General features: G+C 44.1%; 13 protein-coding genes. 11 read left to right on the forward strand and 2 right to left on the reverse strand.

Annotated features, from left to right (window positions below):
• The first annotated feature begins 483 nt into the window (after positions 1 to 483).
• Complete coding sequence (locus MR764_RS10950) at positions 484 to 2,637, forward strand: elongation factor G (RefSeq protein WP_247979453.1); 2,154 nt, start codon at positions 484 to 486, stop codon at positions 2,635 to 2,637.
• 133 nt (positions 2,638 to 2,770) lie between these two features.
• Here MR764_RS10950 and MR764_RS10955 read toward each other — a convergent pair whose 3' ends face one another.
• Positions 2,771 to 3,364, reverse strand: coding sequence for a hypothetical protein (locus MR764_RS10955; protein WP_247979454.1), 594 nt, complete (start codon positions 3,362 to 3,364; stop codon positions 2,771 to 2,773).
• 219 nt (positions 3,365 to 3,583) lie between these two features.
• On the opposite strand from MR764_RS10955, the gene MR764_RS10960 reads away from it, so the two are divergent.
• Positions 3,584 to 4,525 (forward strand): hypothetical protein, encoded by a 942-nt coding sequence (locus MR764_RS10960; protein ID WP_247979455.1) that lies wholly within the window; start codon positions 3,584 to 3,586, stop codon positions 4,523 to 4,525.
• 83 nt (positions 4,526 to 4,608) lie between these two features.
• A complete protein-coding gene (locus tag MR764_RS10965; RefSeq protein WP_247979456.1) occupies positions 4,609 to 5,070 on the forward strand; it encodes an SRPBCC family protein in 462 nt (153 codons plus the stop codon).
• A gap of 12 nt (positions 5,071 to 5,082) precedes the next feature.
• Here the strand turns inward: MR764_RS10965 and MR764_RS10970 are convergent, their stop codons facing one another.
• Entirely contained in the window at positions 5,083 to 6,372 is a 1,290-nt protein-coding gene (locus MR764_RS10970; protein ID WP_247979457.1) for a gliding motility-associated C-terminal domain-containing protein, read from the reverse strand.
• A gap of 212 nt (positions 6,373 to 6,584) precedes the next feature.
• Between MR764_RS10970 and MR764_RS20380 the strand changes: the two genes are divergently transcribed.
• The 8 genes from MR764_RS20380 to MR764_RS11010 all read left to right on the forward strand — a co-directional run bounded on the left by MR764_RS20380 (position 6,585) and on the right by MR764_RS11010 (position 15,863).
• Positions 6,585 to 8,909, forward strand: a complete 2,325-nt coding sequence (locus MR764_RS20380) for a UvrD-helicase domain-containing protein (protein ID WP_247979458.1) — start codon at positions 6,585 to 6,587, stop codon at positions 8,907 to 8,909.
• Positions 8,910 to 9,025: 116 nt separating this feature from the next.
• On the forward strand, positions 9,026 to 9,613 hold the full coding sequence (locus tag MR764_RS10980) for a DUF4290 domain-containing protein (protein WP_247979459.1): 588 nt from the start codon (positions 9,026 to 9,028) through the stop codon (positions 9,611 to 9,613).
• A gap of 27 nt (positions 9,614 to 9,640) precedes the next feature.
• A complete protein-coding gene (murA, locus tag MR764_RS10985; protein ID WP_247979460.1) occupies positions 9,641 to 10,945 on the forward strand; it encodes a UDP-N-acetylglucosamine 1-carboxyvinyltransferase in 1,305 nt (434 codons plus the stop codon).
• 93 nt (positions 10,946 to 11,038) lie between these two features.
• Positions 11,039 to 11,551, forward strand: coding sequence for a TlpA disulfide reductase family protein (locus MR764_RS10990; protein WP_247979461.1), 513 nt, complete (start codon positions 11,039 to 11,041; stop codon positions 11,549 to 11,551).
• 280 nt (positions 11,552 to 11,831) lie between these two features.
• Complete coding sequence (locus MR764_RS10995; protein WP_247979462.1) at positions 11,832 to 12,428, forward strand: nucleotide exchange factor GrpE; 597 nt, start codon at positions 11,832 to 11,834, stop codon at positions 12,426 to 12,428.
• Positions 12,429 to 12,446: 18 nt separating this feature from the next.
• Complete coding sequence (dnaJ, locus tag MR764_RS11000; protein WP_247979463.1) at positions 12,447 to 13,607, forward strand: molecular chaperone DnaJ; 1,161 nt, start codon at positions 12,447 to 12,449, stop codon at positions 13,605 to 13,607.
• Between the two features lie 170 nt (positions 13,608 to 13,777).
• Complete coding sequence (locus MR764_RS11005) at positions 13,778 to 14,407, forward strand: Crp/Fnr family transcriptional regulator (RefSeq protein WP_247979464.1); 630 nt, start codon at positions 13,778 to 13,780, stop codon at positions 14,405 to 14,407.
• A gap of 283 nt (positions 14,408 to 14,690) precedes the next feature.
• Positions 14,691 to 15,863, forward strand: coding sequence for a 3-phosphoglycerate dehydrogenase family protein (locus tag MR764_RS11010; RefSeq protein ID WP_247979465.1), 1,173 nt, complete (start codon positions 14,691 to 14,693; stop codon positions 15,861 to 15,863).
• Positions 15,864 to 16,082 lie beyond the last annotated feature (219 nt).

Raw genomic sequence — 16,082 nt, forward strand, 5'->3', positions numbered from 1 at the left:
ATAGGAAGAGTACTTTTTCATTGCTCAAATTTATTTCACATACAAAATATGATTTTTATCACGTCGCAAATGTAATTGAATATTTCAGACAAAAAACACTTTTATTGTCTTTTTTTTATTCAATCTAAATTAGTTAACATTGGGCTTAAGTTCTACCTGTTTTCAATTGGGCTGAAAAGGCATGAAAACAGGCTTGTTTTTCGTCCAAAATATGTTGCAAAACCTCTTTCCGGCAATCCACTGATAACCAGTGCATATAACACTTATCCAGAACAATTACAGACTATAACATTTATTAACAAAACCCGCCTAACCTGCTCACTGATTGTTACTTAATTTTACGATTCTGAGTTCCTGCATATCAATATTTTACGGGGCTGTTGTACACCACTTGATTCTTAGCAAAATATTGCTATTTTTGGTGTCCTTGCTTCGAAATTGAGAAATTCAAGTAAGCATCTATAATCAATAAAACTAAATAATATGAAAGTTTATAAAACGGAAGAAATCCGGAACATTGCTCTAATTGGTAATGCCGGCAGTGGGAAAACCACCCTTGCAGAAGCGATGCTGTTCGAGGGTGGAGTTATCAATCGCAGAGGCGAAGTGACCTCAAAAAATACCGTTTCAGACTACAACCAGATAGAACAGGATTATGGCAATTCTGTTTTTTCTACTTTAATGTACACCGAATTCAACGGGAAAAAGATCAATATTATTGATACTCCCGGAATGGATGAACTGTGCGGAGGCGTTGTATCGGCGCTTAGTGTAACCGCACTTGGCCTGTTAACCATTAACACCACCAGCGGTGTTGAAGCCGGCACAGAAGCAGCAATTCGCCATGCCAACAACGCTCACACCCCGTTGATCCTTGTTTTCAATCAACTCGATCACGAGAATTCAAATTACGATAGCGCACTGGAACAGTGCAAAAATGCATTTGGAGGAAAAGCGACCATTATACAATATCCGGTGGATGCCGGCCCTAACTTTTCGTCAATCATTGATGTACTTAAAATGAAAATGTACACGTACTCAAAAGACGGGAAAGTTGAAATTCTTGATATTCCGGCTTCGGAAAAAGACCGTGCCGATGAACTTCACAACGAGCTGGTAGAAAAAGCAGCCGAAAACGAAGAAGCTTTGATGGAACTTTATTTCGAAAAAGGCTCATTATCCGAAGATGAAATGAGGAAAGGAATCAAGCTTGGAATGTTAGACAGAAGTTTGTTCCCGGTATTCTGTACCACTGCAAAAAAAGGGATCGGTGTAGCCCGTTTAATGGAATTTATTACCAACATTGCTCCTACCCCTTACGAAAAGAAATTACGCAAGATCATAAAAGGCAAAGAAGTAAAAATGGATCCGGCAGACGCACCAAGTCTGTTTGTATTCAAAACTTCGGTTGAACCACACGTTGGTGAGATTACCTACTTCAAGGTAATGTCGGGAACGGTAAAAGAAGGAATGGACCTGGTTAATTCCAAATCGGGCAACAAGGAACGTCTTGCACAAGTATTCGTATCGGCGGGGAAAAACCGCGAAAAAGTGGACGAACTGGTTGCCGGGGATATCGGCTGTACCGTAAAACTGAAAGAAACAAAATACAACCAAACGCTTTCGTTGAAAGAAGCAGGTACTGTCTTCGAACCCATTGAGTTCCCGAAATCACGTCATACGGTTGCAGTAAAAGCCGAGAATGATTCGGACGATGAGAAAGTAGGAGAAGTATTGAGTAAAATTAAATACGAAGACCCGACCTACGTTGTTGAGTATTCAAAAGAATTAAAACAATTGCTGGTACACGGACAGGGAGAATATCACATGAATGTGCTGAAATGGTATTTCGACAACATTCATAAAATCGAGGTGAATTATCTTGCTCCGAGGATACCTTATCGTGAGACCATCACCAAACCTGCACAGGCTGATTATCGCCACAAAAAACAGTCGGGCGGCGCCGGTCAGTTTGGGGAAGTCCATATGATCATTGAGCCCTACGAAGAGGGAACCGATCCAAAATCAATGTTCAAGTTTGGCGAAAAAGAAATGAAACTCTCGGTTCGTGCGACAGAAGAACTTCCGTTGTCGTGGGGAGGAAAACTAATTTATTGCAACTGTATTGTCGGGGGATCGATCGATGCCCGTTTTATGCCCGCTATCCTGAAAGGAATTATGGAAAAAATGGAAGAAGGACCGCTAACCGGTTCGTACGCCCGCGATATCAGGGTTTACGTGTACGACGGAAAAATGCACCCGGTTGACTCGAACGAAATTTCGTTTAAACTGGCCGGACGTAATGCTTTTAGCCAGGCGTTTAAAAATGCAGGCCCTAAAATTCTGGAGCCCATTTACAACCTCGACGTTTGGGTACCTTCCGACAGAATGGGTGATACCATGAGTGACTTACAGGGACGTCGTGCCATGATTATGGGCATGGGTTCTGAACACGGAATGGAAAAAATATCTGCTAAAGTGCCGTTAAAAGAAATGAACCGGTATACCACTTCATTGAGTTCGATTACCGGTGGACGTGGCATATTTGGAATGACTTTCGACGGTTATGAAAAAGTTCCTGCCGATGTACAGGAAGAACTGCTGAAAGCTTACGAAGCAGAGCAGGAAGAAGAATAGACCATTTTCTAATCCATTTTACTATATCAAACGAAAAACCCCGGTCCGTCAACTGACGAACCGGGGTTTTCTATTTTGGCACATTTCATTCTGATAACAAAGAGCCGAATTAAATTCGGCTACACCGGTAAACCTATTTTTTCTGAAGTTCGAGCCGGGTCTTATGGAGTTCCATGTTGATTTTGGTATAACGGTCGAGTGATACTTTTTTATGCTCTTCGTATTCTGCTTTCAACTCGTCGTACTCTTTCTTGGTTTGCCGCGTAACTTTATGGCTCCGTTGAAACATCATATACATTACACCGGCCAAAACCAGTACCCCGGCAATAAACAGGTACATGGTTGTTGAATAAACGGCTTTGTTTATTCGTGCTCCCAGTACACTGATCGAATTCTGATTCCGGATACTTTCATCGAGTTTCAGCTGCGTTTCGTCCACAGTCGCCTGTTTGGCAGCCAGCTCCTGTTTTTGCTGATTGATTTTAGCCAGGCCACTGCTTACCTGTTGCTGAAGTTTCGCGATAGTGTCTGTCATTGCTCCGTAAAACTGATCCAGCTGGGCAGGACTCATAAAATAGTTACCACTCCAGAAGTTCAGATTCTCCTTAAAAACCTGGAACTGCTGTTCCAAACTTTTCTCCTGCTTCCAGGCATTGACATCTTTTATGGCTAATGTGTTAAAACTAAGGGAAAACAGTAAAATACAAACAAATAATAATCTTTTCATGCGGCTAATTTGAATACTCTATCAACGAATAAATATAAGGCTTGTTGTTCAAAAAGCAAGAAAACAGGCGCATGATTCGACAATACCCGGTAATTACTTCTTTTGCATAAAGCGATCAAAAAAATCCATTTTCAAACTAATTCTCTTGAAAATTTCGTAAAAAGTTCTTTATCAGCTGATTCAAAAAATGTAATTTGCAGCCAATCAACACCTGCCGAAATGAACATTAGCTACAGCCGCCCCCTGTCACTGGGCTTCCAACGCATGAAAAAAGCCTTGTTTCAACCTTTCGATCTGAACAAATGGCTTCGTATCGGATTTACAGCATGGCTTGCCGGGCTTGCAGACTGCGAAGGCGGAAGTTCGGGCAGTCACCATTCCTATAAATACGACTCAAACAACCTGGACGAGCTTTTTAACTTTCCGCAGACTGCGGGGGACTGGATCTCGACACATCCGCTGTGGGCCAACCTCATTCTTGTCGGAATTTTACTTCTGATTGTTTTAATCAGTGTATTTATTTGGGTTAGCTCTCGTGGAAAATTTATGTTTCTGCACAATGTGGCGCAGAACAAATCCGATGTCAGTTATCCGTGGCACGAATACCGGAATGAAGGGAATTCACTGTTTTTGTTCGAGTTCTTCTTTGGCTGGCTCTCGGTTGGTTTATTTGGATTTTTCCTTTTCTACTGCTTTACCTCGGCAAAAGAGTTGTACTACGGCGACTATACAAATCCGGCCATTTTTATGGCTGTGGGGCAAATGGTCTTGCTGCTGATCGCCTACCTGCTCACTATAGGTTTTACCGCCTTGTTTCTGAAAGATTTTGTGGTACCCATAATGTACAAAAACAGAATAGGTGTCCTCCAGGCCTGGGGCAAATTCCTGGCATTGTTCGGGCAGCGTTTTTTTGCCTTTATCGGGTACGGCCTGTTCATCTTTATCCTGAGTTTCGGGGTTGGCATAGCGGTAATCTTTCTGGCCTTGATCACGTGTTGTATCGCCTTGTTCCTACTCGCTATTCCTTACATTGGAACCGTAATTCTTTTGCCGGTTAGTTACACTTACAGGGCTTTAAGCCTGGAGTTCCTGGCACAATTTGGACCCGATTTCAATGTTTTGGCACCGGATGAGGACGAAGTACTGCCCATTATCGAATAATCAATACCCGAGAGAATCACGTCGCAGCATTTCAACCAAACCCTAGTCTTTTTGTTTATATATTTAAAGCAAAAGATAAACAAATGGGATTCTATCAATTCAGACACAAACAATTTATTCCTGCCGATCTTGATCAGGTTTGGGAATTCATTTCAAATCCGGCCAACCTGAGTAAAATTACGCCGGGCAGCATGGGTTTTAAGATAACTTCATTGCCAGTCGAAAAAATGTATGCCGGACGGATCATCAGCTACATGGTAAAGCCATTATTTAACCTGCCTACCACCTGGGTTACCGAGATTACACACGTAAAAGAAAAGCACTATTTTGTGGATGAACAAAGAATCGGGCCTTACAAAATGTGGCACCACGAACATTTCCTGACAGCTGCGCCAGGAGGCGTTGACATGACCGATATTATCTCGTATCAGCCGCCGTTTGGCATTTTGGGATCCATCGCCAACGGGCTGATCATAAAAAGAAAGCTACGTCAGATTTTTGATTTCAGAAGAGCTGCACTCAAAACTATATTCGCTCAAAAGTAAGCCTGAACGAAATTAGTCTTTCCCCCTGAAAAGATGAATAAAACCGTGTTTGGTTTGTTTTCGTCCGTCACGGCCACGGCCCACCACATCGTAATAGTAGACTCCGGGGCTGGCTTTCCGCCCGCCAATGCTGCCGTCCCAAACTGCTTCGGTCCGTGCATTCTCCGGATCCTGAATATCTCCGCTTTTCCAGTAGTGAACGCGTTTTCCCCAACGGTTAACAATGGTGATCTCTATGGATTTCATCGACTCAAACTTGATCTTGAAAACATCGTTCACGCCGTCTCCATTTGGCGTAAATACATTGGGAACAACAATCGATGAAGTATCTGCAACGATCAGTTTTCCGAGGGCAAAAGTATCCACACAATTTATGTTTTCTGATATTTTCTTGGCTACCAGCTTCACCAGGTACCGCCCCGAATTCTGATAAGTATAAACCGGTGCATCGTCGTAGGCAATAATCAGAATACTGTCGACCGGCTGACTGGCGCCCTGCGATTCATCGGTGATTTCATCCATATCGCGGTAAAAAAACCATTCGTAATAGCCCGGAGTTGCATTTTGTGAAGTATTGGTAAACGTCACCGTCAGTGGAGTTTCACCTTCCATTGGATTTGCGGTAAAATTGGCTTTCGGAACCAGCGACTCATAAGTAACTGTTGAACGGCCATCGCAATCGTATTTATCGTAAACCCTAAGTGTATAATCCGTATTTTCTGCCGGCGGGTCGAACATTTGAGGGTTCAGCAAGTTACTCACAATCTCCGAACCATCGAGCCACTGAACTTTCACGTCTTTGAAAAGTTCTACAGGTGCATTGTTGCTCAAATCGTAATACGTAAGCGCAGCTGCTCTGAATTCTCCGGCCAAACTAAACGATTCGCAGTCGGAGCTGGCAACGTATGATTCTGCATAAGTCCAGTTATTAAACACCCAGGCCCGGTATACATCTGTTGTGCTTCCCAAGGTAACCGAAGCACGGTAACACCCGTCGGCCAGATTCGTGATCTGATGCGAAACGGCATCCGAACTCTCCTGCATAAAAAATTCGAAAGCTGCTGTTTCGGGGTTATATTTTTCCCAAAGAAAAGTTTTTGTTCCCTCTAAGGCGGTCGAAACCGTGAGCACGCCCACTTCGGCTAACGAATCGGTGGTACAAAAAATGAAAACATCATCGTTCTCCGAAAAAACCGGGTATTGAGTTACGTCGCTTCCAGAGGATTGCGGAGCTGTGATTTGCGCATTCAAGAGTTGAGAAAACAAAATCAGAATTCCTGCCAAATAAAGACTTTTCTTCATAAAAACTTCTTCTTTGAGATACAATATTAACGTATAAATTTAATTTAATTGCGTGCAAGCGGCAAAAAATCGGGAGTTAATGCCGGGCAAACAGGCATTAAGAAAAGGGATGAACATGTGCCTCTGACAATTTGTTGATAAAACCCGTTGCGAAATAAGGCCAATCGATATACATGATATATTTTTGTGCTTTTGAAAAGAAAGGATAAAACGTGCTTGATTATTTAAATGAATTAAATGAGATTCAGCGGGAAGCGGTGGTGCGCACCGAAGGTCCGTCGTTGATAATTGCCGGTGCAGGCTCAGGAAAAACCAGGGTTTTAACCTACCGCATAGCCCATTTATTAAACCAGGGCGCCCGGCCATCGAACATACTTGCGCTAACGTTCACCAACAAAGCGGCCCGCGAGATGAAAGACAGGATTGGCCGTGTTGCAGGTGAAAACGCTGCCCGCTACCTGTGGATGGGAACCTTCCACAGTATCTTTTCGCGGATCCTCAGGGCCGAGCACGAAACCATCGGTTTCCCCTCGAATTTTACCATTTACGACAGTGCCGACAGCAAAAACCTGATCAAAACCATCATCAAAGATTTTCAGCTCGACGACAAAACGTATAAGCCCAATGTGGTGGCCGGCCGGATTTCGATGGCCAAAAACAACCTCATCACTCCGGTGGCCTACGCAAATTCTCCCGAAATACGTTCGGTGGATAAAAACATGCGCATGACCGGCATAGCTGAGATTTACAAGGAATACACAAAAAGATGCCGTTTGTCGGGTTCCATGGATTTCGACGATTTACTGCTGATCACCAATCTTTTGTTTCGCGACCACCCCGAAGTACTGGAGAAATACCAGGAGCGGTTTGGCTATGTTTTGGTGGATGAGTACCAGGATACCAATTATGCGCAATACCTGATCATCAAAAAGCTGGCAGCCAAACACAACAACATTTGCGTGGTAGGCGACGATGCACAGAGTATTTATTCCTTTCGAGGGGCGCGGATCGAAAACATCCTCAACTTCAAAAACGATTACCCCGATCACCGGGTTTTCAAACTGGAGCAAAACTACCGTTCCACACAAATGATTGTGAACGCGGCCAACAGCGTCATCTCGAAAAACAAAAAACAGATTCAAAAAAACGTTTTCTCTGAAAATGCTGAAGGAAGACCCATTAAAGTCCTCTCGGCCCTCACCGACAACGAAGAAGGATTTCTGGTAGCCCAGGAAATTGCACAGTTCCAGTTGCGCGAACATTACAAGTTCTCCGATTTTGCGGTGCTGTACCGTACCAATATGCAATCGAGAATCATTGAAGAGGCGCTGCGAAAAAGAAACATCCCCTACAAAATCTACGGCGGTTTGAGTTTCTATCAACGTAAAGAAATCAAAGACCTGCTGAGCTATTTCAGGATGACGATCAATCCTGACGATAATGAAGCGCTGAAAAGAGTCATCAATTACCCGGCCCGCGGAATTGGGCAAACCACCATCGGCAAACTGGAGATGGCCGCCGTATCGAACGAAACTTCGATGTGGAAAGTTATTTCCGCTCTTCCGGGCATCAATTATTCGCAGGTAAACAAAGGCACGGCGTCTAAACTGATGGACTTTGTGGCGCTGATTAACCGGTTCAAGAAACTTGCACAGGAAAACGATGCCTTTGAAACCGCCAAAACCATCGCCGAGCAAACGGGAATTCAGAAGGAATTATACAACGATAAATCGCCGGAAGGGCTTAGCCGGCACGAAAACATACAGGAATTACTAAACGGCATCCAGGAATTTTCGATCACTGCCAAAGAACAGGGCGACCCCGACAAACTGGGTAACTACCTGGAAGATGTGGCCTTGCTGACCGATCAGGACAACGAAAAAGATGAAGAGAAAAACAAGGTAACTTTAATGACCGTGCATTCGGCCAAAGGTCTGGAGTTCAAAAATGTCTTTATTGTGGGGATGGAAGAAAACCTCTTTCCTTCTCAACGACAGGGCGAAAAGGCTACGCTCGAATCGCTGGAAGAAGAACGCCGCTTGTTTTATGTGGCGCTTACCCGTGCAGAGGAAAATGCCTGGCTTTCGTATGCCAACCAGCGTTATCGCTGGGGCAATCTCGATTTTTGCACGCCCAGCCGGTTTCTCGAAGAACTGGACGAACGCTACACCGATGGTTTTACGCCAACAGGCACTTTGGCAAGTCCGTCGGCAGAACAAAGCAACGTATCGTACAGCAGCCCGGGACAACGATTTGCCAGGAGACAACCCGCGACCTCATTTAAAACCAGAGACTCACAAAACATTTTGAATAAAAAATCCGTTTCACTCAAAGAGACTGGCGGATCAGATACATTCCAGGGAGACGATCCCTCGAAAATTCAACCCGGCATGACCGTACAACACCAGCGTTTTGGTGAAGGGAAAGTTCTGAACATTGAAGGCGTAGCACCCGATCTCAAGGCAACTGTATTTTTCCGCACAACCGGACAAAAGCAATTGCTTTTAAAATTTGCGAAACTGCGGATTAAAACCTAAACAGGCTTTCGCGGAAAAAGATTCGCGAATTGACAGGAAATCATTAGTTTTGCAGCATCACTTCGGAACAATTCCTACATTTACACGAAGATTTGACATCACTTAAGAATTTTTAGATGGATTACAATTCGAAACGAAAAAAATTAGCACTTCCGGAATACGGAAGGAATATACAAAACATGGTCGACTACCTGATGACCATTGAAGATCGCGATAAAAGGAACAAATCGGCACAAACTGTGATCGATGTAATGGGCAACCTTTACCCTTTTCTGCGCGATGTTCCGGAGTTCAACCATAAACTGTGGGATCACCTGGCGATTATGGCCGATTTCAAACTGGATATTGATTACCCTTATGATCCGCCATCACCTGACAGCTTGCTTGAAAAACCCAACAAGGTTCCGTATAACCAGCATTATATCAAATACAAACACTATGGTCGCACCTTGGAACTGATCATTAAAGAAGCTGAAAAATACGAAGGAGAAGAACGCGAGATCATGATTTCGCAGATTGCCAACCACATGAAAAAGTCTTACCTGGCCTGGAACAAAGATGCCGTGGAAGACGAAAAGATTTTTGGCGACCTCGAAGAATTGTCAGATGGAAAACTTGTCATAAAAGAAGGAATGCAGCTGGCAGACTCCAAAACATTAGTGGGGAAAAAGAAGAAGCCCGTTTCGAATAAAAAGAAGAAATAGCCGTTTCATTCTCAAATCCCAAATAATATGTCAACTTTTAAGATCGAAGGTGGCTACCCTTTAAAAGGTGATCTTGAACCGCAAGGCGCAAAAAACGAAGCGCTGCAGGTTATTTGTGCTGCCTTGTTAACCGATCAGGATGTGTTCATCGAAAATATTCCCGAAATCCGGGATGTACTAAAACTCATTGAAATCCTGGGAGGACTGGGTGTTGTTACCGAACGGCTCGAAAAAGGCCGGTACCGGTTCAATGCCTCAAAGGTAAATATCGACTTTCTGAAAAGCCCGGAATACACCCGGCAAGCGATTGGATTGCGCGGATCAATCATGATCATCGGCCCGCTTCTGGCGCGCTTCGGACAAGGCTTTATTCCGCAACCCGGTGGCGATAAAATTGGCCGCCGCAGGGTGGATACCCATTTTATCGGGCTTCAAAAACTGGGTGCTGAATTTACCTTCGACAAGGACAACCAATGGTACCTGGTTTCGGCCGATAAACTTAAAGGAAGTTACATGCTTCTCGACGAGGCATCGGTTACCGGAACAGCCAACATTGCCATGGCCGCCGTGCTGGCTGAAGGAACCACAACTATTTACAACGCAGCCTGCGAACCCTATCTGCAGCAATTGTGCAAAATGCTGGTGTCGATGGGTGCAAAAATCAACGGCATCGGATCAAATCTGCTGACCATCGAAGGCGTGGCTTCATTGAACGGCTGTCAACACCGGATTCTTCCCGATATGATCGAAGTGGGAAGTTTTATCGGTCTGGCTGCCATGACCGCTTCTGAAATCAGAATAAAAAATGTGGGGATCGAACACCTGGGAATTATTCCCGAATCGTTCAGACGACTGGGAATAAATGTTGCACAGGCTGGCGACGATCTGCTAATTAAAGATACCGGGCATTACGAAATCGAATCCTACATCGACGGTTCGATCATGACCATTGCCGACGCCCCCTGGCCGGGACTGACTCCCGACTTGCTGAGTGTTTTCCTGGTAGTAGCCACCCAGGCAAAAGGCAGCGTCCTCATTCATCAAAAGATGTTTGAAAGCCGCCTGTTCTTTGTCGACAAGCTTATTGACATGGGAGCCCAGATCATTTTGTGTGATCCGCACCGTGCCACCGTAATCGGCCTCGACCGCAAACATAGCCTTCGTGCCACTAAAATGGTATCGCCCGACATCCGCGCCGGAATTGCGTTGCTGATTGCGGCCATGTCGGCCAAAGGAACCAGCACAATCGACAACATCGAGCAGATCGACCGTGGCTACGAAAACATTGATGGCCGCCTAAATGCACTGGGAGCAAAAATAACACGGATATAAAGAGGCTGGGAAGGTCTTAAAACAAAACGGACACTTTCCCGTTACTAAGTCTGAATCTTTTAGTTTGAAATCGAATAAATTTTAAAACAAAAAATGAAGAAGCTAGCAATTATCACCCTCCTCCTTTTTCTGGGAACAGCAGGACTAAATGCCCAGCAACTGGGAACCGGAATTGGCAACAAAGCTCCCGACCTGGTGGGTAAAAGTCCCGATGGAAAAACCATCAAATTATCGGACACAAAGGGAAAAGTCGTGCTACTCGATTTTTGGGCAGGTTGGTGTGGCCCCTGCCGCAGAGAAAATCCGAATGTGGTAAAAGCATACAACAAATACAAAGACGAGAAATTCACAGTAGGCAAAGGCTTTGTGGTATTTAACGTTTCGCTCGACCGCACTGCCGACCAGTGGAAAGGAGCCATCAAACAAGACAAGCTGGATTGGCCCTATCACATCAGCGATTTGGGAGGATGGCAGTCGAGACTGGCAGCCATCTATGGGGTCAGAAGTATTCCTTCGAATTTCCTGTTGGATGAAAACGGTGTTATTATTGGTAAAAATTTACGGGGACCGGCCCTTGATGCCGCCCTCGATAAATATTTAAAATAGGCTGAAAAAGAGGCTGTTTTAAATCTAAACAAAATCATTCAAATTGACACTTGGCGATTCTGCCGGGTGTCAATTTGTCTTTTATATTTGCATGGCAAAATTTTTGCAATGTCAGCGTAGCAAATTACCCCGTAATTACTTTGAATGCTGATAAACGCAGGTAATTACGGGATTGCTGTGGTTGTTTTATTTCTTCATAAACAATGGAAAACTGATGAGAAATTCAGCCGCGTTAAAATGTATGACATTTTTGAAGCACAAATTCAAAAAAAGGGTAAAAATGGCAGAAGAAAAAATTTCAAATGAAACCACTTCGGAAGAAGTAAAAGATACAAAGCAGGAAAGCAAAGAAACCGGCGCACCCAAAGAGCATGCTGCCGACGAGAAAGCCGACAAAAAGAAAAAAGGCAAGAAAGACAAGCACGAGGTTGAAATTGAAGAATTGTCGGCAAAGCTCGACGACATGAAGGACAAACACCTTCGTTTGCAGGCTGAGTTTGATAACTTCAGAAAAAGAACGCTGAAAGAAAAAGCCGACCTCATTAAATCGGGTGGCGAAACCGTGTTGGTGAATATCCTGCCGGTGGTCGACGATTTTGAAAGAGCGCTCGATTCTATGAAAGAAGTTTCGGATGAAGATGCAGGAAAACAAGGAACAATGTTGATCTACAACAAGTTCAGAGAATTCCTGAAACAAAACAACATCAAGGAAATAGAAGCGCTGAATCAGGTGTTTGACGTGGATCTGCACGAGGCCATTACAAAAATTCCGGCCCCGAATGATGAATTGAAAGGGAAAGTGGTAGATGTTATTCAAAAAGGCTACTGCTTAAACGAAAAGGTAATCCGGTTTGCCAAAGTTGTAATCGGAGAATAATTTGGAGAAATCAGGGAAATGGCAAAAAGAGATTATTACGAAGTACTGGAAGTCAGCAAATCCGCTACAGCGGATGAAATAAAAAAAGCTTACCGGAAAAAGGCGATTCAGTTTCACCCCGACAAAAACCCGGGCAACCAGGAAGCTGAAGAGAAATTCAAGGAAGCAGCCGAGGCCTACGAGGTACTCAGCAATCCGGAAAAGAAACAACGTTACGACCAATTCGGACATGCCGGAGTGGGCGGTGCTGCCGGAGGCGGTTTCAGTGGCGGAGGTTTTTCAGATATTGAAGACATTTTCTCTGCATTCGGCGATATATTTGGCGGCCATTTTGGTGGTTTCGGAGGTTTTGGCGGCAGCAGCCGTGGCCGCAGCGGACGACGTGTAGCCCGCGGTTCCGATCTTCGGGTAAAAGTAAAACTGAACCTGAATGAAATTGTGAACGGCGCTGAAAAGAAAATCAAAGTAAAAAAACACGTAGCCTGCCAGCATTGTAACGGCACCGGCGCGAAAAACGCTTCGTCGTACACCACCTGTAACACCTGCGGCGGAAGCGGACATGTAACCCGTATTCAGCACACATTGCTGGGGCAAATGCAAACTTCGTCAACCTGCCCCACATGTCAGGGCGACGGAAAAATGATCACCGATAAATGTAACCATTGTGCCGGAGAAGGCGTGGTGCGCGACGAAGAAGTGATCAGCATCAAAATACCGGCCGGTGTGGGAGAAGGTATGCAGCTAAATGTTTCGGGGAAAGGAAACACAGGCCGCCGCGGTGGAATAAACGGCGATTTGCTGGTGGTCATTACCGAAGAAGAACACGAAGAACTGGTACGAGACGGAAACAACCTGATTCACAATCTTTTTCTTTCGTTCCCCGATATTACACTGGGAACTACTGCTGAAATACCAACCGTTGAAGGGAAAGTAAAAGTGAAGATAGAACCCGGCACCCAGCCTGAAAAAATCCTTCGCCTGCGTGGCAAGGGAATTCCGGATGTAAACGGGTACGGACGTGGCGACCTTTTAGTAAGAGTGCATGTCTGGATTCCGAAAAAATTAAGCGCCGAGGAAAAGCGCATGCTGGAAAAACTGCAGACTTCTCCGGGATTTCAGGAAGGGCCGTCGTATTCCGAGAAATCATTTTTTGCCAAAATGAGGGATATGTTTGAATAAAATTCATTCAAAATACAAAACTGGAAAAACGATACATCCCCCTGTATCGTTTTTTTATTTTCGGAGATAAAGATTATTCCTTAAAATCATTCTGTTTAATATACTTAAGCATCATTTTTTTTGGAAAAACCGGTATCTCCATTAAATTTGCTGACAACGTTTCAACTACTGTGGAAGAATTTATACACCGATATAATTTTCTGGAACCTGAGCTGCAAAAAGAAATCGCACGAGTAGCGGTTCGGAAAACTTTTCAGGCCAACGAATCACTGATTCGCGAAGGGCAGTTTATCTCCAGCTTTCCGATTGTGCTAAAAGGTTTGATCCGGGTATCGCGCACCAGCGACAACGGCAACGAATTATTGCTGTATTACCTCAAGGAAAACGATGTTTGTGCCATGTCGCTCACTTGTTGCATGACGCGCCAGGTAAGCGATCTGAACGCCGTTGCCGAAGAAGAAACCGAAGTATTGCTGGTTCCGGTCGAAATGCTCGACTCATGGATCAGCCGTTTCCCGCTCTGGAAACAATTTGTGATGCAGACCTACCAGAACCGCTTTCGCGAACTGATTGATGCACTCGACGCAGTAGCTTTTATGAAACTGGACGAACGATTGGAGAAATTTTTTGTCGATCGCTACAAAAAATCGGGCGCCACAACGTTCTCGGGCACCCACCAAACCCTGGCTTTACAACTCAACTCTTCCCGCGAAGTTATTTCGCGCTTACTCAAAAAACTGGAGAAAGACGGGAAAATAAAACAATCCCGAAATTTTATCGATTTTTCTGGTCTTGTGTGACTTAGATTACATACAGGAACTGAAAGTCTTTATTTCTTTGCGTACAAACAATACAAGAATACATTGTTCATAACTATTGTTTCATAATTTTTTGGGTTATAAAATCGGTTAGTAGTTGAAGGTTGATTAGCCAGGCTGTAGAGTCTGGCTTTTTTTATTTCCAAACGATTAATGTTAATTTCATATTGAAAACTAATCCATCGTTTTACTTACGATTTATTGATTAAATGCTGATATTTGTCATCTACAGCTTCACAAAGTATCAACTTTAAATATTAGCCACATGTTCAAAATTCAGACTTTGAATAAAATCGACCCGGACGGGTTAAAGCTTTTTCCATTGGATCAATACGAAATTGCCAGTGAGATCCCGGGCCCGGACGCCATTGTTCTGAGAAGTTTCAAAATGCACGACATGGAAATTCCATCGTCGGTAAAGGCAGTTGCCAGAGCCGGAGCAGGTGTGAACAACATCCCGATCGAAAAATGTACCGAAAAAGGTATTGTAGTTTTCAATACTCCCGGGGCCAATGCCAATGGGGTAAAAGAAGCGGTGATTGCCGGAATGCTGATGACTTCGCGTGACTACATTGGAGCGGCTAATTGGGCCAAAACACTGATTGGCGAAGGCGACAATGTTCCTGCACTGGTCGAAAAAGGGAAAAACAACTTTGCAGGAGAAGAGATCAAAGGAAAAACACTGGCAGTAATCGGCCTGGGAGCCATTGGAGTGCTGGTGGCCAACGCTGCTTCAGCCCTGCGCATGAAAGTAGTAGGTTACGATCCTTACATGTCGGTTCAACACGCACTAAAACTTAGCCGTGAAGTTACCTGGGTAGAAGGCATTCAAATGCTTTTGTCGCAGGCTGATTTTGTAACCATTAACGTACCGCTGACTCCGGAAACCAAAGGATACTTGAACAAAGACAAGTTTGCCATGATGAAGAACGGTGTAAAAATCCTGAATTTTGCCCGTGGAGGACTGGTGAACCATGCTGATTTGAAAGAAGCCATTGCTTCAGGAAAAGTGGGTGCTTATGTTACCGATTTCCCCGATGAAGAAACACTGAAAATGGATAAAGTGATTTCGATTCCTCACCTGGGAGCTTCAACCAAGGAATCGGAAACCAACTGTGCGATCATGGCCGTTGAACAGGTACGCGACTACCTCGAAAACGGAAACATTAAGAATTCAGTGAATTTTCCCGCAGCCGAACTGGAACGTGCCGGTGGCGCCCGAATTCTGATTGCCAACAGAAACGTACCCAACATGGTAAGCCAGATTTCAAGTATTTTGGCGGCCAAAGGCCACAACATTGATCATATGCTTAACAGGAAACATCAGGATATTGCCTACAACATCATTGATGTAACCTCAAAAACCATCGATCCTGAAGTGAAAGATGAATTGATGAAAGTGGATGGCATATTTATGGTCCGCGTTATCAACGGATAAAAAAAATAACAGATCTTATTGATAAGGGAATCCTTTTTACAGAAAGGCTTCCCTTTTTTTTGTTACCTGCATCAGTCAATATCAGATGATCTTTAGCCAGTTGCAACAAAAATCATAAATTATCATTAACATCAGTATATAAGGCAGTTGATCTCCCCCATTTTTGTTATTTTTGGCGTTCCTGTCCATACCTGATAGTTTATGAATTAAAAAATTAAA

This window comes from Maribellus sp. YY47 (assembly GCF_023111095.1).
Classification (GTDB): domain Bacteria; phylum Bacteroidota; class Bacteroidia; order Bacteroidales; family Prolixibacteraceae; genus Draconibacterium.